The sequence below is a fragment of the Streptomyces sp. NPDC127117 genome, from assembly GCF_042677325.1.
GTDB lineage: Bacteria > Actinomycetota > Actinomycetes > Streptomycetales > Streptomycetaceae > Streptomyces.
Genome location: NZ_JBHXTM010000011.1, coordinates 95685 through 117620 on the forward strand (window position 1 = coordinate 95685; position 21936 = coordinate 117620).

At 72.1% G+C, this 21936-nt stretch carries 14 protein-coding genes; 2 read left to right on the forward strand and 12 right to left on the reverse strand.

Annotated elements, in window-relative coordinates; translation table 11 throughout:
* Nucleotides 1–39: 39 nt before the first annotated feature.
* From ACFVH0_RS12685 to ACFVH0_RS12700, 4 genes are read right to left on the reverse strand one after another with little or no spacing between them, the layout of a single operon-like run.
* The gene (locus tag ACFVH0_RS12685) at nt 40–1611 is read right to left on the reverse strand and encodes a fatty acid--CoA ligase (protein ID WP_385819561.1); all 1572 of its coding nucleotides are present in this window, start codon (nt 1609–1611) and stop codon (nt 40–42) included.
* A gap of 24 nt (nt 1612–1635) precedes the next feature.
* Nucleotides 1636–3477: a beta-ketoacyl synthase N-terminal-like domain-containing protein gene (locus tag ACFVH0_RS12690; protein ID WP_385819562.1), complete on the reverse strand. Its 1842-nt coding sequence runs from the start codon at nt 3475–3477 to the stop codon at nt 1636–1638.
* Between the two features lie 14 nt (nt 3478–3491).
* The gene (locus ACFVH0_RS12695) at nt 3492–9944 is read right to left on the reverse strand and encodes an SDR family NAD(P)-dependent oxidoreductase (protein WP_385819563.1); all 6453 of its coding nucleotides are present in this window, start codon (nt 9942–9944) and stop codon (nt 3492–3494) included.
* Entirely contained in the window at nt 9941–10384 is a 444-nt protein-coding gene (locus tag ACFVH0_RS12700; RefSeq protein ID WP_385819564.1) for an acyl carrier protein, read from the reverse strand. Before ACFVH0_RS12700 ends, ACFVH0_RS12695 begins: the two co-directional genes overlap by 4 nt.
* Nucleotides 10385–10443: 59 nt before the next feature.
* Here ACFVH0_RS12700 and paaI point away from each other — a divergent pair, with 59 nt between their 5' ends.
* Nucleotides 10444–10908, forward strand: a complete 465-nt coding sequence (gene paaI, locus ACFVH0_RS12705) for a hydroxyphenylacetyl-CoA thioesterase PaaI (RefSeq protein WP_385819565.1) — start codon at nt 10444–10446, stop codon at nt 10906–10908.
* Between the two features lie 5 nt (nt 10909–10913).
* Here the strand turns inward: paaI and ACFVH0_RS12710 are convergent, their stop codons facing one another.
* The 8 genes from ACFVH0_RS12710 to ACFVH0_RS12745 form a co-directional block, all read right to left on the reverse strand.
* The gene (locus ACFVH0_RS12710; protein WP_385819566.1) at nt 10914–11543 is read right to left on the reverse strand and encodes a TIGR03086 family metal-binding protein; all 630 of its coding nucleotides are present in this window, start codon (nt 11541–11543) and stop codon (nt 10914–10916) included.
* Nucleotides 11544–11545: 2 nt separating this feature from the next.
* Entirely contained in the window at nt 11546–12943 is a 1398-nt protein-coding gene (locus tag ACFVH0_RS12715) for a KamA family radical SAM protein (RefSeq protein ID WP_385819567.1), read from the reverse strand.
* On the reverse strand, nt 12940–14388 hold the full coding sequence (locus ACFVH0_RS12720) for a lyase family protein (protein ID WP_385819568.1): 1449 nt from the start codon (nt 14386–14388) through the stop codon (nt 12940–12942). Before ACFVH0_RS12720 ends, ACFVH0_RS12715 begins: the two co-directional genes overlap by 4 nt.
* Nucleotides 14385–16358: an FAD/NAD(P)-binding protein gene (locus ACFVH0_RS12725; protein WP_385819569.1), complete on the reverse strand. Its 1974-nt coding sequence runs from the start codon at nt 16356–16358 to the stop codon at nt 14385–14387. Before ACFVH0_RS12725 ends, ACFVH0_RS12720 begins: the two co-directional genes overlap by 4 nt.
* Complete coding sequence (locus ACFVH0_RS12730; RefSeq protein WP_385819570.1) at nt 16355–18079, reverse strand: class I adenylate-forming enzyme family protein; 1725 nt, start codon at nt 18077–18079, stop codon at nt 16355–16357. The genes ACFVH0_RS12725 and ACFVH0_RS12730 overlap by 4 nt, the downstream gene beginning before the upstream one ends.
* Nucleotides 18080–18160: 81 nt before the next feature.
* Nucleotides 18161–19486 carry a flavin monoamine oxidase family protein gene (locus ACFVH0_RS12735; protein ID WP_385819571.1) on the reverse strand — a complete coding sequence of 442 codons (1326 nt, stop codon included), beginning with the start codon at nt 19484–19486 and terminating at the stop codon, nt 18161–18163.
* Nucleotides 19483–19704 (reverse strand): phosphopantetheine-binding protein, encoded by a 222-nt coding sequence (locus tag ACFVH0_RS12740; protein WP_385819572.1) that lies wholly within the window; start codon nt 19702–19704, stop codon nt 19483–19485. Before ACFVH0_RS12740 ends, ACFVH0_RS12735 begins: the two co-directional genes overlap by 4 nt.
* Nucleotides 19701–21263 carry an amino acid adenylation domain-containing protein gene (locus ACFVH0_RS12745; RefSeq protein WP_385819573.1) on the reverse strand — a complete coding sequence of 521 codons (1563 nt, stop codon included), beginning with the start codon at nt 21261–21263 and terminating at the stop codon, nt 19701–19703. The genes ACFVH0_RS12740 and ACFVH0_RS12745 overlap by 4 nt, the downstream gene beginning before the upstream one ends.
* A 239-nt stretch (nt 21264–21502) precedes the next feature.
* Here ACFVH0_RS12745 and ACFVH0_RS12750 point away from each other — a divergent pair, with 239 nt between their 5' ends.
* Nucleotides 21503–21925 carry an acyl-CoA thioesterase gene (locus ACFVH0_RS12750; RefSeq protein WP_385819574.1) on the forward strand — a complete coding sequence of 141 codons (423 nt, stop codon included), beginning with the start codon at nt 21503–21505 and terminating at the stop codon, nt 21923–21925.
* The last annotated feature ends 11 nt before the right edge of the window (nt 21926–21936 follow it).

A 21936-nucleotide genomic window follows, 5' to 3' on the forward strand; every position in this document is an offset into this window, starting at 1 on the left:
GACCGGTCCCGGAGCCGTACCGGAGAACGGCGTCCCGAATCAGTTCACCTGTCGTTCGCGTTCGGCCCAGAATTCCTTGCGGAGTTCCCTTCTGAGTATTTTTCCGCTGGGGTTCCGCGGAATCTTCTCGACGAACTCATAACCGCTCGGGGACTTGAAATCGGCGATCCGGCCCTGGAGGTGGAGTTTCAGTTCCCGGGGGGTCGCCGACATTCCCGGGCGCGGCACGACGAAGGCCCGCACCGCCTCGCCCCAGCGTTCGTCGGGTATTCCGATGACGGCTGCCTCGGCCACCGCGGGGTGGGTGCACAGCGCGTTCTCCACCTCCGCCGGGTAGACGTTCTCGCCGGCGACGATGACGGTGTCCTTGAGGCGGTCGCACACATAGACGTAGCCGTCCTCGTCGAGGTATCCGGCGTCCCCGGTGTGCAGCCAGCCGTCGGCGAGGGTCTCCTCCGTCGCCTCCTTCATGTTCCAGTACTCCAGCATCACCGCGGGTGTGCGCAGACAGATCTCCCCGACGGCACCGGGTTCGAGGACGTTGCCCTTCTCGTCGACCACCCGCACCGAGACCCCGGGGTACGGGCGGCCCGCGGCGCGCAGTCGCGGACTGCCGGCGCGGTGGTCCGCAGGCGGCAGGCACAGCGCGGTGTTGCCGCTCTCCGTGAGCCCGTACAGCTGGCCCAGCCGGCAGTCGAGGATTTCCATGCACTGGAGCATCAGCGTCTCGGAGATCGGGGATCCGCCGTAGGTGACCAGGCGCAGCGACACGAAGTCCGCAGGCCCCACGCCGCGTTCGGCCAGCATCATCTGGAGCATCGACGGCACGGCGAGGGTGGTGGTGACACCGAGCTCCCGGATCAGCCGCACGGCGTCGTGCGGGGTGAACATGCGCATGGCCACGTTGGTCACTCCGGCGTTGAACGCCTGCATGGCCCACCAGATGCCCGCCACGTGGAAGCCGGGGATGCTGATCAGGCTGACGTCCCCCGGGTGCCAGTCGATCCAGTCGAGACCGTGCTCCGCGAGCAGATCACGGATCGCGAAGAAGCTGCGGTGGGCGAGGACGACGCCCTTCGGCAGGCCCGTGGTGCCGCTGGTGTAGATCTGCGCGATCGGGTCGTCGGGCGTTGCCTCGACGGCCGTCCCGTGATCCGGGTGGCCCTCCTTCCACTCACGGAAGCCGGCGCCCCGGTCGGAGCCGCCGTCGAGCCCGACGACGGTGGGCCGGGCGGGCAGCTCCGCCCGGATCCGGGCCGCGGTCTCGGCGTACTCCCTCTCCACGAAGAGGAGTTCGGCGCCCGAGTCGCGCAGGATGTGCTCCACCTCGGCCGGGCTGAGCCGCCAGTTGATCGGGACGAGCACGGCTCCGGTCTTGGCGCAGGCGAAGAAGATCTCGTAGTAGTCCTCGGACTCCTTGCCCAGGTAGGCGACGCGGGAGCCGCGCCCGGCACCGGCGGCGCGCAGGGCGTGGGCCGAGCGGTTGCTCTCCCGGTGCAGTCGCTCGTACGTGACCTCCCGGCCCTCGCAGCTCACGGCGGTGCGCCGGGGGTGGTGGGTCGCGTGGAACGCCACCGTGTCGGCGGCGGTTCTGAGGTTCGGGTAATACATGCGGGGTTCCTGTTCCGTGAAAGTTCAGAGCCAGTTGTGGTGATCGGGCCAGTACCGCCGTCCGACGAGCGCCGGGCCCGGTAGATGCAGCAGCCGGGGGCGCGCGGTGCCCTCCGGCCACAGCTCGGCGGTGGCGGGGGCCTCCCCGGCCAGATACCGCCGGCCGTGCCGCACCTGGTCGGCGGCGGACTCCTGCGGGCCGTCGGCGTCGAACCCCGCACCGGGGGCGCCCGAGGCCGCACGCTCCAGCGCGGCCAGGAGGCCGGAGCGGTCGTGGACGAGGGCCGCGTACCGGACGGCGGCGTGGTCGCGGCCCTCGGCGAGCGTCCGGCAGACGGCGGCGGGAGACCAGCCGGTGCTCTCCCGCAGATGCCTCACCAGCCGGTCCGCCGTGCCGGCCAGTGCCTCGGCGTGGTGGGCCGAGAGCAGGAGCAGCCAGGGGCCCCGGTCCTCGGCTGCCCCGGTGTCCGGTTCCGGGCGCTCCGGGACGCTCTCCAGCACGACATGTCCGAGGGTGCCGCAGAAGCCGTAGCCACTGACGGCCGCCCGCCGCCTGCCCGTCGTGGGCCAGGGCAGTGGTTTCGCCGCGAGCCGCAGCGCCGTCCGGTCCCACGGGATGTCCGGGTCGGCCTCGTCCTCGCCCGGCTGCGGCGGTATCTCCGCGTGGGCGAGCGCCAGCACCGTCTTCATCAGTCCGGGGGCGCCGGAGGCGGTCTCCAGGTAGCCGATGTTCGCCTTGCACGAGCCGATGTACAGCGGCGGCGCGTCGGGGGTGCGCCGTGCGTACGCGTCGGCCAGGGCCTCGGCCTCGATCTGGCCGCCGATCCGGGAGCCGTTGGCCTGTGCCTCGACGTAACTCACGTCCTCGGGGGCCGTGCCCGCGTCCTTCAGCGCCCGTTCGATCACCGCCCGCTGGCCGCGCGCCGGGGCCACCGAGATGCCCGGCCGGTCGCCCCGGGCGTGGACGGCGCTGCCGCGCACCAGCGCGTACGGCCGGTCCTCGTCGGCCACGGCGTCGGCGTACCGCTTGAGGACCACGACCCCGCAGCCCTCGCCGCGGACGTGTCCGTCGGCGTGCCGGCTGAAGGGCCTGCTGCGGCCGGTGGGAGAGAGCATCCCGGCGCGGTCGAGGATGCCGGTGCTGAACGGGGAGAGCAGCAGGTTGCAGGTGCCGACCAGGGCGATGTCGCACTCGCGGTCGCGCAGCGCCCGCACCGCCAGGTGCACGGCGGTCAGCATGGACGAGGACGCGGTGTCGACGGTGACGGCCGGGCCGTTGAGCCCCAGGGACAACGCGATCCGGCCGCTGAAGGCGCTGGGCGAGCTGCCCGTGCTCATGTGCGGCGACAGTCCGGTGCCGGGAACCCCGCCGCGCAGCCAGGCGTAGGGGTACTCGACCGGCCCGGCGACCGCGTAGACCCCGACGTCGCGGCCCCGCAGGCGTTCCCGGGAGAGGTTGGCGTCCGCGAGGGCCTGGGCGGCGACCTCCAGGAGCAGGCGCTGCTGGGGGTCCATGTGGCGGGCCTCCTCCTCCGCGATGCCGAACCGGTCGGCGTCGAAGAGGTCCACATCCGTCAGATAGGCGCCCTGGCCGAGCCGTCCGGCCAGCGGTGCCAGGTCCGGTGCCGCCAGGTTCCAGCGCGGCCGGCCGAGGCTGTCGGTGGGTACGCCTGCCGTCTCGGTGGGCAGGACGCGCCCCTCGCGCAGCGCGTTCCACAGGGCCCCGGGGTCGTCGAGCCCTCCTGGCAGCCGGCAGCCCATGCCGATGACGGCGACCGGCTGTTTCCGCTCGTGGTGCTGCCGGGCCAGCATCACCATGAGCTGCTTCTTCGACAGGGTTTCCAGGTGGTCGATGTAGCTCGTCACGTTCGGGCCTCCCGTCACTCGAACATCCCGCGCAGTGCGGTGAGTTCGTCGTCCGCCTCGGCGTCGGTCAGCTCGCGGACATCCTCGCCGGACGGCTGCCGCGGCGCTGCGGCCTGTTCCTCCTCGGTCCGGTCCGGCACGAGCTGCTCGTCGATGAAGGCGGCCAGGGGCCGCACGGCGGGGTGGTCGAAGAGGGTGGAGGCGGGCAGCGGGATCCCGAGCGCTGCCTCCAGGGCGTTCTTCAGTTCCACCGTGCCGAGCGAGTCGAGGCCGAGATCCACCAGCCGTGCGTCGACATCGATCTCCTCGGGCGATTCGTACCGCAGTACGTTCGCGATCCGGGCCCGCAGCAGTTCGCGGAGCGCGACCTCGCGCTCGGACTTCGGCCGGACCAGCAGCGCGTCGATGTCGAACTCGGTGCGGTCCGGTCCGCCGCCGGGGCCCGAACGCAGCTCGTCGAAGAGCGCGTTGGGGGTGGGCAGGGCGTCGATGTAGGCATCCCAGCCGAACTCGCCGACGACGGTCTGGGCGTGCGGCCGGGAGAGCGCGGTGAACAGCGCGTTCAGTGCCGCGTTGGGTTTGATGAACTTCAGTCCGCGTGCCTCGATGCCGTCGATCTGGCGCCCGGTGAGCGAGGCGGCCATGCCGATGTCGCCCCACGGGCCCCAGTTGACGCTGAGTCCGGGCAGGCCCGCGGCCGCCCGCCACTGCATGAGGATGTCCAGGTATGCGTTGCCCGCCGCGTAGTTGGCCTGGCCGGCGGCGCCGAGTACCGAGGAGATCGAGGAGTAGCCGACGAAGAAGCGGACCGTGGGGATCTCGGCGACCGCGCGGTGCAGCAGCCAGCTGCCGTGGACCTTGGCGCGCAGGACGGTGTCCATGCTCTCCCAGGTCTGGGCGGCGAGCGGGGCGTCGGCGAGGACGCCCGCGGCGTGCAGGACGCCCCCCAGCGGGTGGTCGCCCGCGGTCAGTTCGTCGGTGATCCGCCGGAGGTCGGCGGCGTCGGCGATGTCCCCCCGGTGTACGCGGACGTCGACGCCCTCACCGAGTCCGGCGGCGATCGCGGCCCGTTCGTCCTCGTCGACGGCGCGGCGGCTGACGAGCGCGATGTGCCGGGCTCCCTCCCGCACCAGCTTGCGCGCGGAGGCCAGTCCGAGTGCGCCGAGGCCGCCGGTGACGAGGTAGGTCTCCCCCGCGTCGATGTGCACCGGCCGTGCGGGCAGGTCCCGTTCGTCGCGGAACTCCAGCACGACCTTGCCGAGGTTGGCACCCCGGCTCAGAACGCCGAAGGCCTCCTCGATCTCGTCGAGCGAGTAGCCGACGACCGGCAGGGGGGTCAGCCGGCCTGCCTCGATGTGCTCGGCGACCGTCCGCAGGATGTCGCCGTTGAGGCGTTCCAGCTCGTCGGCGGGCAGCTCGCTGAGGTCGAAGTTGTGGTAGCCGACGTCGGGCCGTTCCGCCCGCATCCGCTCGGGCGACCAGATCCCGATCTTGCCGAGTTCGACGAACCGCCCGTCCTCGGCGAGGCACTTCAGCCCTGCCGGGATGTAGTCCTTGTTGAGGCTGTTGAGGACGATGTCGACCCCGCGGCCCCCGGTGGCCTCCAGCACCTCGTCGGCGAAGTCGAGGGTGCGGGAGTTCATGATGTGTGTCACGCCCTGGGAGCGCAGCAGGGGCCACTTGCGGGGGCTGGCGGTGGCGTACACCTCGGCACCGGCGAGCCGGGCGAGCTGTACGGCCGCCTGTCCGACGCCGCCGGCGGCCGCGTGGATCAGGACCCGGTCGCCCGCCTTGATCCCGGCGAGGTGATGGAGCGCGTGGAAGGCCGTGACGAACGCGGCGGGCAGTCCGGCCGCCTCGGTGAAGGTGAGGTTGCCGGGCTTGCGCACCACGACCGTGGACGGGACGGTCACCCGTCGCCGCATGGAGCCGATCCGGCTCAGCACCACCTCGTCACCGGGCCGGAACGCGGCTTCGGGGCCCGCCTCGACGACGGTTCCGGCGGCCTCGAAGCCGAGCGGGAGGGGCTCGTACGGGATGTCGTGGTCCAGGGCGTACTGGCGCAGCATGCCGAGCGCGTTCAGGACGTCCTTGAAGTTGAGCCCGGCGGCGTGGACCTGGACGGTGACTTCGTCGCCGGTGGGCGGGTGCTCCTCGACGGGTACCGGGCGGACGGCGGAGAACTGGCCGTACTCGGTGATCGTGAGCTCGGTGTTGGTGTCGTCGCGCGTCCCGGGTGCGGGCGGCGAGAGCCGCTTCACATGGCGGATGCCGGACCGGTAGGCGATCTGGTGCTCGCCGCCCGCGCCGTCACCGGCGATCCACTCGTCGACGAGCGGCTGGTGGCCGGTTCCGTCGAGGTCGAGCAGGACGGTGCGCAGCGCCGGGTACTCGTTGAGCAGGACCGCGCCGAACCCCCACAGGGTGGCGGCGCCGAGGGCGTCCTGGGGCACGGTGCCGGCGGTGTCACCGGGCAGCCACTGGGCGCGTTCGGTCACCAGCATGACCCGCGGGCCGCGGCCGGCGACCGGGCCGGTGGCGGCGGCCACCAGGGCGAGCAGTTCGCGGAAGTTGCGCTCGGTCTCGGTGCGCAGCCGCTCCTCGCCCTCGGTGCTCGGCTCGGGCGTCCAGAACCAGCACAGGTCCGTGACGGCGCCGTCCTCGGCGAGCAGGGCGGCGGCGGTGGCCGCGTCGGGGGCGTGCCGGGCCACGATGCCGGTGCCGGCGAGCCGGTCCGGCAGGTCGTCCGGCAGGCCGTCGCCCGGCCGGACGACCAGGACGCGCCTGCCCTCCCCGCCCGTCCGGGCCGAGGGCAGGGACCGCTTGAGCCACCGGGGGCGCAGCAGCATGCGCTCGGCGGGGTCGGCCGGGGCGTCGGCGACGCGCTTGAGGCGCACGCCCTTGACGACGAAGACCGTCCGGGAGCCCTCCAGGGCGACGAGGTCGGCGAGCAGTTCACCGGCCGGGTCGAGGTCGACCTGGATGAGGATGCGCAGGTCGCCCTTGGGGCGCTTGAGCAGTTCGACGCGGTCGAAGCCGACGGGCAGATAGGTGCCGTCCAGGTCGACGGCGGCGCCGAGGGTCTGCATCGCACAGTCGAGGACCGATGCGCGCAGGTGCTCGGTGGCGGGTGTGTCCAGGCCGCGCAGCTCTCCGGTCGCGAGGCCGTCGGCGTACCGGTCGACCCGCAGGACACGCCGGAACTCGGGGCCGTAGGGCAGGCCCAGCTCGGCATAGCGCTCGTACAGGTCGTCGCCGTGCTGCCGGGAGTGCGGCTCGCCCGGGTCGGCGGCGGCCTTCCGCAGCCGGTCGGCGAGTTCGCCGAGTTCGGCGGGGCCGGCGGGCGCCGCGCCGAGGGTGGCGGTGGCGTGGACGCGTTCGATCACACCGTCCCGGCCGTTCACCCGGCTGACGATCTCCACGGCGGCGGGCCCGTCGGCACCGTCGGCGGCCTCGTGGGGGCGCAGCCGGGTGCGGATCTCGGCCGGCTCGTCGTCGCGCAGGAAGAGCGGTTCGTGGATGCGCAGGTCCTGGATCGGCCGGCCGGTCTCGCCGTGCACCGCGTCCTGGAGTGCCAGCACCACTTCGACGTAACCGGCGCCGGGGAACACCGCCTGGCCCATGACGACGTGGTCGGCGAGGTAGGCCGGGGAGTCCGGGGCGATCAGCGCGCTGAATTCGCGCTCCCCGGCGCCGCGCCGGTCCTCGGTGGTGATGTCCCGGCCCAGCAGCGGGTGGTGGGCCTGGCCGGAGGAGTGGCCGGCCCGGGTGTTCCTCAGGCGGGCCGAGGGCAGCGGGTGGCGCTTCTTCGCGAAGACATAGCCCGGCAGCTCCACGGTCCGTCCGCCGCGCTCGGCGTGGTAGCCCGTCCAGGAGACGGGGAGTCCGGCCCGGTAGCACTGCGCGAGGGCGTTGCCCACGGTGGTGGCGCCGGCGTCGGACCTGGCCATGCTGGCCACCCACAGGTGGGCGTCGGGGTCACCGTTGTGCCGCCCCAGTCCGATCAGCGCGCCGGACGGGCCGACCTCGATGAGGACGTGCGGTCCGCGGGCCTGTACGCAGCGCATGCCGGCGGCGAAGTCGACGGGCTCGCCGATGTGGCGGACCCAGTAGTCGGGCGTGCCCACCTCGGCGAGGGTGGCGACCTCGCCGGTGAGGTTGGAGACGAAGCTCAGCTGCGGCTCGTGGAAGGTGATGTCCGCGATCGCCGTGCGGAACGCGTCGAACACCTCGGTCATCAGGGGCGAGTGGAAGGCGTGCGACACCGGCAGCTGCCTGACGTCGACGCCACGCTCCCGCAGGGTGTCCGAGACCTCGGCGAGCGAGTCGCTGCCGCCGGAGATCACGCACTGGCGCGGGGAGTTGACGGCGCCGAGGCCGAGGTCGGGGTGGGCCGCGAGGAGCGGGGCGACCTCTTCTGCGGGGGCGAAGACGGCGGCCATGCCACCGGTCGTCGGCACGGACTGCATGAGCCGGGCGCGGACGGAGACCAGCCGGACGGCGTCCTCGGTCGAGAACAGGCCGGCGACCGCGGCCGCCGCGATCTCTCCGATGCTGTGCCCGAGCAGGATGCCCGGACGTATCCCCCAGGACATCCAGAGCCGGGCCGTCGCGTACTCCAGGCTGAACAGCGCGGGCTGGGTGTAGAGGGTGCGGTTGATGTCCTGCTCGCTGTCCGGCGCCCGGCCGAACATGATGTCCTTGATCGAGCGGCCGAGGTGCTCGGCGAAGAGCCGGTCGCATTCGTCGAGGTGGCGGCGGAACTCGGGGTAGCGGTCGTAGAGGCCGCGCCCCATGCCGACGTACTGCGCGCCCTGACCGCTGAAGAGGAACGCGGCCTCGGTGAAGCGGAGATCCGGGGCCCCGGGGGCGTCGTTCGCCGAGTGCCGGTCGAGCAGCCGCTCCAGCTCCTCGCGCGAGGAGACGTGCGCGGCCAGCCGCGCGGGCAGGTGGGCGCGGCCGAGGTTGGTGGTGCGGCAGAGGTCGGGGACGGCGAGGTCCGGGTGTGCGTCGAGGAAGCGGCGGTAGGCGTCGGCCTGGGCCCGCAGCCCGGCGTGGTCCTTGGCCGAGAGGGTGAAGACGGCGGTGCCGTCGTCCGTCGCCGCCGGCGGCACCGTGGCGGGCGGCGCCTGTTCGAGGACCACGGAGGCGATGGTGCCGGCGAAGCCGAAGGAGTTGACCAGGGCCCGCCGGGGCCCGTCGGTCCGCCAGTCGCTCAGCCGGGTCGGGACGGTCACGCGATAGCGGTCCCAGGGGATGTGGCGCGACGGCGTCTCCAGGTTGATGTGCGGGTAGATCACGCCTTCCTGGAGCTGGAGGAGGACCTTGGCCACACCTCCGACGCCCGCGGCGGCCTCCATGTGGCCGATGTTGGTCTTCACCGAGCCGACGGCCAGCGGTTCGCCGTCCGTGCGGGATGCGGCGAAGACGGTGTTGATGGAGCCCATCTCGATCGGGTCACCCAGGGAGGTTCCGGTGCCGTGCGCCTCCACGTACTGGATGTCCGCGGGTTCCAGGTTGGCCGCGGCCAGGGCGTCCCGCATCAGGGCGACCTGTGCGGTGCCGTTCGGGACGGTCAGCCCGCCGCTCTCGCCGTCCTGGCGGACCGAGGAGCCGCGGATCAGCGCGAGTACGTTGTCTCCGTCGCGCCGGGCGTCGGAGAAGCGCTTCAGGACAAGCATGCCGGAGCCCTCGCTGCGGCCGTACCCGTCGGCGGAGTCGTCGAAGGTCTTGCAGCGGCCGTCGGGCGACAGCATGCCGGCGCGCGAGTAGACGATGTGGTTGCGCGGATGGTGGTTCACGTTCACGCCGCCCGCGAGGGCGATGTCGCACTCGCCCCGGCGCAGTCCCTGGGTGGCGAGGTGCAGCGCCACCAGTGAGGCGGAGCAGGCGGTGTCGACGCTCAGGCAGGGGCCGCGCCAGCCGAGGAAGTAGGAGAGGCGTCCGGCGGCGGCGCTGTGCGCGGTGCCGGCCGCGACATGGGCGTCGAGGTCCATCGGGTCCAGTGCCTCGACATCGATCGCGAAGTCCATCTGCCCGACGCCCAGATAAACGCCGCCGTTTCCACCGCGGAGGGCCGCCGGATCGATGTGCGCCGATTCCAGGGCACGCCAGGCGGATTCCAGGGCCCAGCGGTGCTGGGGATCCATGAAATCCGCTTCCTTCGGGGATATGTTGAAGAACTTGGAGTCGAATTCGTCCATGCCGGAGACGAATCCGCCGCCCGCCGCGACAGGGCTCCGCCCGGCCTCCTTCTCGGCGGCCTGGACGGCGTCCATGTCCCAGCGGTCCTCCGGTACGGGGCCGGTTCCCGAGCGCCCCTCCCGAAGGAATTCGGAGAACTCCTCGGGGGTGTTGTTCTCCCCCGGCAGGCGGATTCCCAGTCCGATGACGGCGATCGGCTCGTACTTCTCCAGAAGCAGGCTCCGCAGCAGGGCATCGGGGCGGGGCGAGGCCGTTTCGGTCACTGGTAGAGCTCCTTGAGAACGTCGTTGACCAGGTCTTTCGTGGAAGCTTCCGCATCCTGCGGGGCCGCCGGCCCGGGCGGGGTGGCGGAGAAGAGTTCGGGGACCACCTCGGTGGTCAGGAATTCCACGAGGTCCCCGACCGTCGGGTGGTTGAACAGGAAGGCCGCGTCGAGCGGGCGCCCCAGTTCCTTTTCGAGGCGCTGCCTCGTGTCCACGGCGCCGAGCGAGGTCAGTCCGAGTTCGAAGTAACTCACCCGAAGAGGCAGCACATCTTCCTCACCCATCATCAGTTCACGCTTGAACTCCGCGACGACCAGTGATTCGAGAAGCGCCCGGCGTTCGGACGGCGGAGTGTCGAACAATTCCTGAAGCCAGGGGGTGCGCGAAGTCATGCTGCTCCTTGTCGCGGTTAATCGGTTCCGGTTGACCGCACTGGTCACGGATGGAAGGATCGGAGCTTCTAAGTCCGGTATTGCACAAGGGAATTGAGGGCTGTGTCATGACGGGGACCGTCGGGGAGCACGACCTGGAGACCGCGGCCCGCCGCCGCGCCGAGGACCTGTACGCCAAGGACCGCACCTGTGAACTGCTCGGCATCGACCTGCGGGACGCCGGGCCGGGGCGGGCGACCGTGGGAATGCGGGTCGCGGAGACCATGGTGAACGGCCACGGCACCGGGCACGGCGGCTTTCTCTTCCTGCTGGCCGACGCGGCCTTCGCCTTCGCCTGCAACACGCACGGCCCGGCGACCGTGGCCCAGGGGGCGCAGGTCACCTTCCTCCGTCCGGCCGAGGTGGGCGACGACCTGGTCGCGGAGGCGGTGGAACGCAGCCGGTTCGGGCGCAGCGGTGTGTACGACGTGACCGTGCGCCGTTCGGACGGAGTGCCGATCGCCGAGTTCCGGGGCCAGAGCCACACCCTCGGAGGCCGGCCACCGCGGCCGGCCTCCGAGAGCGGTGAGTGAGTCCGTCACTTCGGCGACCACCGGGGGTCGCGGCCCAGCGACGCGAGCAGGCGGTCCTCGGCGCTCGCCGGGCCCGCCAGTTCGACCGCCGGGCGGAAGGAGGCGCCGGGGCGCTCCCGTGACGGCCCGGTGGGCACCTCCTTGCGGGCCACCTCGGCGGCGGCGAGGACGAGGTCCTCGCCGTACGCCGCCGGGATGCCGAGCGAAGCCGCGACGTCCCAGCCGTGCACCACGTAGTCCACGAGGTGGAAGCCGATCGCGCGCGGGGCGGCGAACGTCATCGTGGGGTGGATCCACGGCAGGACGACCGTCCGGTCCAGCGCTTCGTCCGCGGCGAACGCGTCGAGGACCCGGTCGACGGAATCGGCGTAGGCGCGGCGGGGGTCGTCGAGCGGCGTCTCCTGCCAGACCGACTCGTCGACCGGTCCGCCGCCGGCGGCCGCGGCGAAGCCGAGGTGCTGCGCGGTCATATGGGCGAGGAGACGCCGCAGGGACCAGTCGCCGCACGGGGTGGGGGCGTCCCACTGATCGTCGCGGGCCTGTGCGACGATCTCCGCGCTGCGCAGCACGGCCCGGCGGTCGAGCTCCTGGACCTGCTCCGGCGACGGGTACCTGTTCGCGTCCGTGTGGGTCATGGTCAGCTCTTCTCCAGTTTGTTCTCCCGCCACCGGCGCCGGCCCGATTCGGGCAGCGTGGTGATGGGGTCGTAGAACGGATAGCGACGCGTGAGCGCGTCCAGATCATCCAGTTCTATACCGGTGCGGTAGTTCTTGGTCCACTGCGATACGCCGAGTTCCCGGTCGTACTCGACGAGTTGGTGCACCCAGCGCTTGCCGACGTAGGGCACGTCGCAGACGATCCGCGGCGTCGCGTAGCCGGGCAGGTAGCCCATGACGGCGTGCTGGAGCTCCTGGGCCTCCCAGACCGCGACGCGCCAGTGCTCGGCGTTCGGGATCATGTCGCACATGTAGAAGTAGTAGGGCAGGATGTTCGCCTCGCCCTGGAGCACCATGCACAGGTCCAGCAGCGCCTTCGGGGTGGTGTTGACCCCGCGCATCAGGACGCCCTGGTTGCGGATGTCCCGGACGCCCGTGTCGAGCACGGCCCGTGCCGTCTCGGCGACCAGTGGGGTGACCGACTGGACGTGGTTGACGTGGGTGTGCACGGCGAGGTTGACGGAGCGCCGGGCGGCGGTCCGCGCGACCCGTTCCAGCCCTTCGAGCACCGGCCGCTGGAGCCAGTGCTGGGGCAGTCCGGCGAGGGCCTTGGTGGCCAGCCGGATGTCCCGGACGCTCTCCAGATCGAGCAGCCGCATCAGGAACGACTCCAGGCGCGGCCAGGGGACGTTGGCGACGTCGCCGCCGGAGACCACGACGTCGCGTACGCCCGGGTTCCGCTTGAGGTAGTCGATCATCTGGTCCTGGCGGTCGGCGGGCCTGAGGGTCAGCCGCTGCTTCTCCACCTGCGGGGTGGAGCCGCCCACCAGGTCCATCCGGGTGCAGTGACCGCAGTATTGGGGGCAGGTCGACACCAGCTCCGCCAGGACCTTGGTCGGATAGCGGTGGGTGAGCCCTTCGACCACCCACATCTCCGCCTCGTGCAGTGAGTCCCGCTCGGCGTAGGGGTGGCTCGGCCACTCCTGTTCGCGGTCGGACGCGACGGGCAGCATGTACCGGCGGATCGGGTCGGCGAGGAAGGCGTCCGTGAAGCCGGCCGGGTCGGTGGGCGCGTCGGGGACCATGGTGTTCAGCATCTGCGGGGTCAGCAGCATCGACATGGTGGCGAACTGCTTGTGGTCGGCCGCCAGGTCCTCGTAGAACCGGTCCTCCAGCAACGGACCCACCACCGCGGCCAGTTGTCCGGCGTTCTTCACGCAGTGGGCGCGCTGCCACTGCGCGTCGCGCCACTGCGCGGGCGTCACGTCCCGCCAGCCGGGCAGGCGGCGCCAGTCGGGTTCCACGGGGATCAGGCGCTCGTACTCGTAGGGCTGCTGTGCGGGCAGGCTGTGCGGGCCCGTTGACATCAAGGTATTCATCGGATTCCTAGCTGATCGACGAGCCGGGTGCGGTGCCGGTGCAGCACGTGCTCCACCAACTCCTGTGAGGCACCCAGATAGTTGGCCGGGTCGAGCAGGTCCGACAGCCCGGGGCCGTCGGTGAACTTGTGCGCCGCTCCGGCGAGCTCCGGGGACGCTGCGAGCGCGTCCTCGAAGGTGTGGCCCGGCCGGGCGGCGCGGCGCGCCGCGTCGGCGAGCAGGCTCTTGGCGGTGGACTTGCCCAGTACGGGTGCGAGGGCGGCGTTCAGTCTCTCGGAGACCACCGCGCCCCCGGTGAGACGCAGATTCTCCAGCAGTCGGCCGGGGAACACCTCGATGCCCTCGGCGAGTTCGGCCGCGGTGCGCGCGGACCCCTCGGCGAGGCGCAGTGCCTCGCGCAGCGGCTGCCACTCCGACTGCCATCCCCCCGCGGCGCGTTCGTCCTCCGCGAGCAGGCTCTGTGCCAGTACGAGAGCCTGGGCGGGGGCCTGACGGGCGGCGGAGACGAGCAGTGTGGCGAGCACGGGGTTGCGTTTCTGGGGCATGGCGGAGGACGCCCCGGTTCCCTCGGGTCCGGGTTCGGCCGCCTCGGCGACCTCGGTACGGGTCATTCCGAGGACGTCCGTCGCGAATTTGCCGAGCCCGCCGGTGACCGCGACGACGGCCCAGCCGAGGTCGGCGATCGGGGTGCGGACGGTGTGCCAGGGTGCTCCGGGATCGCGCAGGCCCAGCTCGGCGGCGAACGCGGCGGAGAGTTCGGCGGCGTGCCCGGCGGTGTCGAGGCCGGCCAGCCGCGCGTACTCCTGGTAGGCGGCCAGGGTGCCCGCCGCGCCGCCCAGTTGGGCGGGCAGCGATGCCCGGACGCGCCGTACCCGGTCACGGGCGTCCAGTGCCAGGGTGAGCCAGCCCGCCGCCTTGAGCCCGAAGGTGATCGGCACGGCGTGCTGGGTGAGGGTGCGGCCGGCCATCGGTGTGCCGGCGTGCTCGGCGGCGAGCCGGGCGAGCGCGTCGGCCACCCGGTCCAGGTCCGCTTCGACGCGGGCCAGTGCCCGGGCGGCGAGGAGCATCGCGGCGGAGTCGAGGATGTCCTGGCTGGTGCCGCCCCGGTGCACGTACTCGGCGGCCGCCGGGTCGACCCGGCGCACCGCCTCCGTCAGTACCCGGACCAGCTCCACCACCGGGTTGGCGGAGCCCCGGGCCAGGCGGGCGAGGCGGACCACATCGACGGGCCGGGACCGGACCGCCTCCTCGATGGGTCCGAGGGCCGAGGCGGGCACGACGCCCAGGCGCGCCTGGGCGCGGGCGAGCGCCAGCTCCACCTCCAGCATGGCCGCGACCCACGCCCGGTCGCCGAGGGGGTCGCCGCCCGCGGCCCACACCGGGCTGAGCAGCCCCGCGTCGACCGCGTCCGCCGCCTCGTCCGTGCGGGTCGTCTCCAAGGTCATTCTCCTTCCGCCGTCGTCCCGGGGGCCGTTGCCCCGATGGAGCCGGGCCGGGGCCCGGAGGACAGGCAGGCGCGGGCGATGGCGTCCGCGTCGCCGAGGATCACCGAATCGGATCCGGGTCTGATGCCCGCGGCGGTCGCCCAGTGGACCGACTCGGTGGGTATCCCGAAGGCGAACCGGTACGGATGGGCCTCCCCGTCGGCGTCCAGCACCCGGTAGGGCCTGCCGGTGACCGCGAGGCCGCCGGTGGCCAGGCCCTTCCCGCTCGGGTTCGGGATCGTGTACGCGCTCGCGGCGCCGGTGGACATCAGCCGCAGCAGCAGCGGGTCCTGTGTGGTGCGTACGTCGACCTCGGGCAGCCGTGCCTCGATCAGGGCACTCGCCTCGTCCTCGGCGTCCGGGATCGCGGCGGAACGCACCAGGAACGTCTTGCGTCCGGCCGAGGGGTGGACCGTCATCCCGGGCCCGGCCACCCGGAGCACCCCGGCCTCCATGAGCGCCACCATTTCCTCGATGCGGCTCGGCGGCGGGCCGATGGAGACGAACGCGTTCAGCGGTGTGTACCAGGAACGCAGGTCGTCCCGGTACGAGTCGCCGGTGATGCCGGAGTGGTCGACGACCTGGCGGATCTCGTTGCGCAGGTCCCGCATCACGTCGAGGGCGGCCTTGAGCGGACCGCGTACGTTTCCGCGCCGGGCCTCCTCGACGTCCCGGCGCAGGTGGCCGACGAGCCACTCGTCGTAGGCCCGGGTGTCGGCGAACGTCCGGCTGCCGTACGGCCGGGCGATCCGGTCCCAGTCCCAGCGCCGGGCCGCGTCGACCGCGTACCGCCGCAGCAGACGTGCCTCGGTCTCCGTGCTCCCGCCGCCCCGGCAGAACTCGTCGAGGAAGACGTCGCCGTCGTACCGGCCGCGGCTCTCCGAGATCAGGGTGTGGTAGTAGATCGCCCGGACCTCCCGGTCGACCAGCGGCCAGATGTCCCGGACGAAGCCGACCGGTTCGCCCGCCGCCCGCCGGGCGCGCAGCCGGCCGATCGTCTCCGGGGTCAGGAACAGCGGCTGGTGCCGTCCGGTTGCCCCCTTCTGGTTCTCGCCGCGCGAATGGAACGGGACGCCGCGCCGGGAGCCGGCCAGCAGGACGGGTTCCGTACCGCTGGGCCGGTAGCGCAGTGCGCCACCCGTGCCGTCGCGCACGAACGCGCCGCCGCGGCCGGCGGTGAGCAGGCCCATGTAGTCGAAGAAGTTGAGCCCCATGCCCCGCAGGGCGACCAGCCGGCCCGGCGCGATGCGGTCGAGATCGGCGTCGGCCGGATTGCCCGTGGGCAGGTGGACCAGGCCGTGCTCGGCGGCGAACGTGCCGAGCGCCAGCTCCTCGGCGCTGCGCGGCATGTCCACATGGCCCACGGCGAGTACGACCGCGTCGAGGCCGGTCAGCAGGGTGCCGTCGTCCAGGCGGACGGTCTGTGTGGTGTCGTCCTCGTCCAGCACCTCCAGTGCGGTCGCGCCGTGCGGCTCGACCACGATGTGGTCGGGGGCCGTACGCACCACCCGGTCGAGGACCCAGCCGAGGTAGCGCCCGAACAGGGCCCGCGTCGGGTACGAGTCCGGGCCGAGGCTCCGGCACTCCTCGTGCACGTGCGGTGGGTAGGGGACGGCCGGCTCCAGGCGGTCCAGGAGCCGCGCCCACTCGTAGAGGCTCGGTCCGTCGACGACCGGTCCCTCGCAGGTCACGCTCTCGTCGGTGAACAGGGTGACCTGCGAGGCGACGGTGTTCATCAGCAGCACGGACGGCTGGTCGGCGCGCCAGACCCGCCCGCCGAGCCGCAGATAGGGGTCGACCAGGTGGACGGTCAGGCGCTGCCGCGTCGCGGCGGCGTTGGCACAGAGCCGCTCGACCACGGCCAGCCCCCGGGGGCCGCCCCCCACCACACACACCGTGATGGTGTCGTGCTGCCGCACGCGGGTGGTCATCCCCGTACGCCGCCGGTGAGGAAGGTGGCCCAGCGGGTGCGCAGCTCCCGCTTGAGGACCTTTCCGGTGACGCCGGTCGGGAAGTCGGCCGGGTCACCGGCGACGATCACGGCGGCCAGCGGTGTGAGGCCGGCGGCGGCCAGCTCCTTGTTGGCGCGCTCGCGCAGCTCGTCGGCGGAGGGCTCGACGGCACCCGGCTGCATCCGTACGACGGCGATGGGGACGTGCAGGTTGCCGTTCTCGGAGGGCACCCCGATGACGGCGCAGTCCTGCACCAGGTCCCCGCAGTCGGCGAGCAGCACCTCCTCCGCGGGCAGGCTGTAGACGGGGCCGTCCTCGGTGTCGATGACGTCCACGGTGCGGTCGAGGTGGTAGAAGTTCCCGTCCTCGTCCGTGCGGGCCACGTCGCCCGTCAGCCAGTAGCCGTCGAGCTCGAAACTGCGGGTCAGGTCGGGGTCGTTCCAGTAGCCCGGGGTGCGCGAGGGGGTCTTCACGGCCAGCAGTCCGACGGTGCCGACGGGTACTTCCCTGCCGTCGGTGCCGAGGACGGCCGCGGCCGTGACGGCCTCGGTGGGCTTGCCGACACAGCGGTCGTTGCGCTCCGTCTCGGGGGTGGTCACCTGTCCGAACAGGGCCATGCCCATCTCGGAGGAGCCGAGGCCGTCGATGAACTGCGAGCCGGACAGGGCCCCTTCGGCCTCGCGGTCGCGGGGCAGCAGCCACGGCTTGATGAGCCCGGCGGGCCGTTCACCGAGCTGCACCAGGCGGCGTATGTGACCGTAGTGGGCGCCGTCGCCGGTGTTGAACCAGCTGTGCACCTTCGCCGCCCCCAGGGTGGGCGGCTCGCCGGTGGCCAGCTCGACGAACGTGCGCGGGAAGGAGGCGACCATGGTCGGCCGGAAGGCCTCCATGACCGGCTCCACCGTGGTGCGCCGCCAGTCGCTCATGACGACCGTGGGCAGTCCGAGCAGGGTGGCGGTGAGGAAGTAGCTGAGCCCGCCGGCGTGCGTGTGCGGCATCAGCGACATCAGCCGGTCGTCGGGCGAGGCGGGGAACCGCTCCATCCGGGGCTCCTTGCCGGCCCAGAACTGGTGGTGCGCGAGCATCGTCGACTTGGGGGTGCCGGTCGTGCCCGAGGAGTGGATGAGCCCGACGACCTCGTCGGCGGTGTGCTGGTGCGGGTATCCGTCCGGCAGCGCGCCGCTCGGGTCGTCGAGCGGGTCGTACGCCTTGATCTCGGCGGCCGGGACGATGAAGCGCGGCCGGCGGCGGTTGGGGTCGGCGCGGTACGCGGCGACGAGCCGGGTCGGGTCGTCGGCGACCAGGCCCACCGCGCCGACGTGGTCGATGTAGCGCAGGGCGGTGCGCTCCGGCATGGCGTTGTTGATGAGGGCCGGCACCGCGCCGAGGGCGGTGAGTGCCATGAAGTGCAGCAGCGGTTCGAGGCCCTCGCCGACGTAGACGGCGACCGGCTCGCCCTGCCCGACCCCGTTGGTCCGGTACCAGTGGGCGTACCGGTCGCGCAGGGCTGCCAGGTCGCGCAGGCTGTGGCCGCGCAGAACGACCTGGCCGCGATGGTCGGTGGTGTGGGTGAAGGCGTACGGAACGGTGTTGTTCGGGTTCGCCTCCAGTGCCTTCTGCAGGAAGTTGCCGGCGCCCAGGGTGGGGTCGGTCATGAACTGCTGCCGTACTGCGAGTGGGGCGATGGGACTGGTGGTCACGGTGTCTCCTGAGTACGTCGGGTGGTCTCGTGGCGGTGCGGGCCGGTCGTGGTCCGGCCCGCGGCCGCCGGTGAACGGTCCCTACGGGCGGGCGGCCGCCTCGGCGGCGGCGCGGTGGCCCGATCGGATGGCGCCCTCCATGAGGCCGAAGAACTCGGTGCTGGTCTCCGTGCCGGCCCAGTGGACGCGGCCGTGCGGCCGGGTCAGTCCGGGGCCGAGCGCGAGCCAGTCGCCGGGGCCGAACAGCGCGGCGTAACAGCCGCGGCTGTAGGGGTCGTTGACCCAGTCGGTCACGTGGAAGCCGATCGGCTCGGGCAGATCGGGGAACAGCCGGGCGGCCTGGGCGAGCGCGGCTGCCCGCTGTTCACCGGCGGGCAGCGCGGCGAACCGGCGGGCCTCCTCGCCGGTGACGAATCCGGTCAGCACGCCCGCCGAGCCGTCGGCGGGCGAGTCGTCGACGGTGGACAGCAACGGGCCGTCGGCGCTCACCGACCAGCCGGACAGCCCCTGTTCGCGCCAGAGCGGGGACGGGTGGATCAGGTGGACCTTGACCGCGCAGCCGGGCCCGGTGCGTTCTCCCGAGCGCGGGCCCGGCAGTCCGGGCGTGAAGTCGATCCGGTCGGCGAGGACCGGTGGCAGCGCGATGATCACCGCCTCGGCGCGGGTGGCGCCGCTCGCGGAACGCACGGTCACACCGGCCTCGTCCTGCTCGACCGCGGTGACCGGCTCGGACAGCCGCACCCGGTCGCCGAGCCCGTCGGCGAGGGCCTCGCTCAGCAGGTGGGCGCCGCCGTCGATCCGCCATTCCTGGGCGCCCCCGGCGAAGGCGTTGAGGTAGCGCAGCCCGCCTCCGGAACGCAGGTAGAAGGCCATGTGCAGGACGGACACGTCGGCGGGCGCCGCGGCCATCATCTCCCCGAGGAAGAGCGGGAAGAACAGCCGGCTGTCGGGGTGGCGGAGGTTGGCGTCCGCCCACTCGGCGGCCGTCAGGGAGTCGAGGCGTTCGGCGTCCGGGCCGAGCCAGGGCGCGTCGACGCGTACGGACCGGGTGACCTCGTCCAGCAGGTCGAACAGCTCGCCCAGCGCCACCCCGCTCAGCGGCGGGAAGCGCCCCGAGACGCTCTCCGCCGAGGCGGCGCCCCGGACGTCGAAGCGGCTGGCGCCCTCCATGACCGTGGGTACGGTCTTGAGGTCGTAGCGGGCCATCAGCTCCAGCAGTTCGGTGTGCCGCTCGCCGAGGTAGGCGGCGCCGGCGTCGGCCCAGCCGCCGGGCGCGATCTCGATGCCGTGCGTCCGGCCGCCGACCCGGTCGCGGGCCTCCAGGACCTCGACGTCCACCCCGCGTGCGGCGAGCTCCGCGGCTGCGGTGAGACCGGCGATACCGGCGCCCACGACGACGACGCTCATCGGGTCACGCTCGCGACCCGGTCGGCGAGCGCGGCCGGTGTGGGTGCCTCGATGAGGTCCTCGAAGCTCAGCTCCACACCCTGCGTCCGGGCGACGGCGCTCAGTACCCGGGTGCCCAGCAGCGAGTCGCCGCCGGATGCGAAGAAGTCGGTGTCCACCGAGACGCTGTCGGTCTCCAGAACCCTTCGGAAGATGTCGACCATGTCGTCGCGACTCATCGATTGTCCTGTTCTGTAGGGCCGTTGTGATGTTCCGTGCGGGCGGCGGGCGCGGCGGGCGTGTGCAGCCGGTGGGTGCCGAGCCGGTCGATCTTTCCGCCGGCGGTGTGGACGAGTTCGGGTACGACGGTCACCCGGTGCGGGACGAGGTGTCCGGGCACGGTCGCGCGCAGGTCGCGCAGCACCTCGCGGACGAGCTCGTCGGCGTCGGTGCCGGCGCGCCCGGGCACCACGTACGCGGTCACCGTGGTGCGGTCCCCGGTCCGGGTGCCCACGACGGCGGCTGTCCCGACTGCGGGATGGGCGGTGAGGTGGGCCTCGATCTCGCCGGGGTCGACGCGGATGCCCCGCACCTTGATCTCGGCGTCGAGGCGGCCCTCGTGGACCAGGTGACCGTCCGGCCGCCGGGAGACCCGGTCGCCGGTGCGGAACCAGCGGACGGGGCCCTCGGGGCCGTCGCGGGTCACGAAGCGTTCGGCGGTGACCTCCGGAAGGTTCCGGTAGCCCGTCGCCAGCGCGGGCCCCGCGACGGCGAGTTCGCCGTCCGGGCCGATGGCTTCCGCGACGTGCGGCAGCGGCCTGCCGATGGGGACGCCGTGCTCGCCCCACCAGGCACCGGGTCCGGGGGCCGCCGGCCCGTGCAGGTCCACCGCGTGGGTGATCAGGGTGGTCTCGGTGCAGCCGTAGGTGTTGATCAGCCGGACCCCGTCGGTGGCGAGGGCGCGCCACTGGGCGAGCCTGGCCGGGCTGACGGCCTCGCCGCCGATGATCACCGTCCGCACGCGGTCGGGCAGTCGCTCGTCGCCCTCGGCGAGATGGCGGACGAGTTCGTGCCAGAAGGCCGTCGGCAGGTCGAGCAGAGTGACCCCGGCCGCGTCGACGGCCCTGAGCAGCCTGGGCATCGAGCCGGTGTACGCCTCGTCGTGGAAGACGAGGGTGGCTCCCGTCGTGAGTGCGGGGAGGATCTCCTCCAGGCAGGTGTCCCAGTTCAGCGAGGCGAACTGCAGGACCCGGTCGGCCGGGGTGAGTGCGAAGAGCTCGCGCAGCGAGGCGACCGAGGCGGCGATGGCCTGCCGCGAGGTGAGGACGGGCTTGGGCCGGCCGGTGGATCCGGAGGTGAAGAGGGTGTACGCGGGAACTTCCGCGTCCGTCTCGTCCTCGGCGGACGGGCCGGCAGGTTCCTCGTCCGGCAGGGAGCGGGGATCGGGCAGTTCGAGGGGCTTCCACCCGTCGGGGACCTGAGTACCCGGCCGGGTGACGAGGACCTTGGTGCAGCCGGCGGCTTCGAGGAGCGCCCGCTGCCGGGCGGCCGGGAAGGCCGGGTCCACCGGGCAGTAGGTCCCGCCCGCGGCCAGGACCCCGAGGAGGGCGACGACAGTGGCCGGCGAGCGGTCCGTGAGGACCCCCACGGGTCCGGGTGCCGGCCCCAGCTCCCGGGCCGTCGCACGGACCCTGCGCACTAATTCCGCATAACTCAGACCGTTTCCGTCGTATTCGACGGCGCGATTTTCCGGGTAGCGACGGGCCACTTCCATAAGAGCGGGAACAATACCCGCCATCAGAATTGCCCTTCATTCGGAGGAACGACCGGAAGGGTAACGAGCCGCGAGTGAATCATTTCTAAACCGATCACCGAGCAAGGCATGTTCATGAAGCTATCACCGCAACCCCTCGACGAGTCAAGCAGAACAGGCGACGTGGCCCACGTCACACGGAAATCGATAATCCGGAACAGGGTTGTCCGCCTCCGTTACATGCGGTAGTAATTTATCCAATCAATAAAGGAGGTCGACCGTACATGACGGAACCATTCCACTTGCGAATCACCGTGCGGGGCTACGAACTCGACACACAGGGACACCTGAACCAGGCCGTCTACCTTCAGTATTGCGAGCATCTTCGCTGGGAGAGCCTGCGCGCGGCCGGCATCTCGCAGGCCAAGCTGATCTCCACGCGAATAGGCCCCGCGGTCCTGGAGAACACAATGCGTTTCCATCGCGAACTGCGCGGCGGAGACGAAGTCGACGTGACCTGCAAATGGATCTGGGGCGAGGGGAAGACATTCCGCGTCGAACAGGAGATCCGCCGGGCCGACGGTGTCCTCGCCTGCGATCTGTCGAGCGTCGCGGGACTCATCGACCTGGACAAGCGGAAAATGATTTCCAACCCGGCCGAACATTTCGCCAAGCTGGCCGATCACCCGGAAATCATGGATCTCTGAATTCCGCCTGA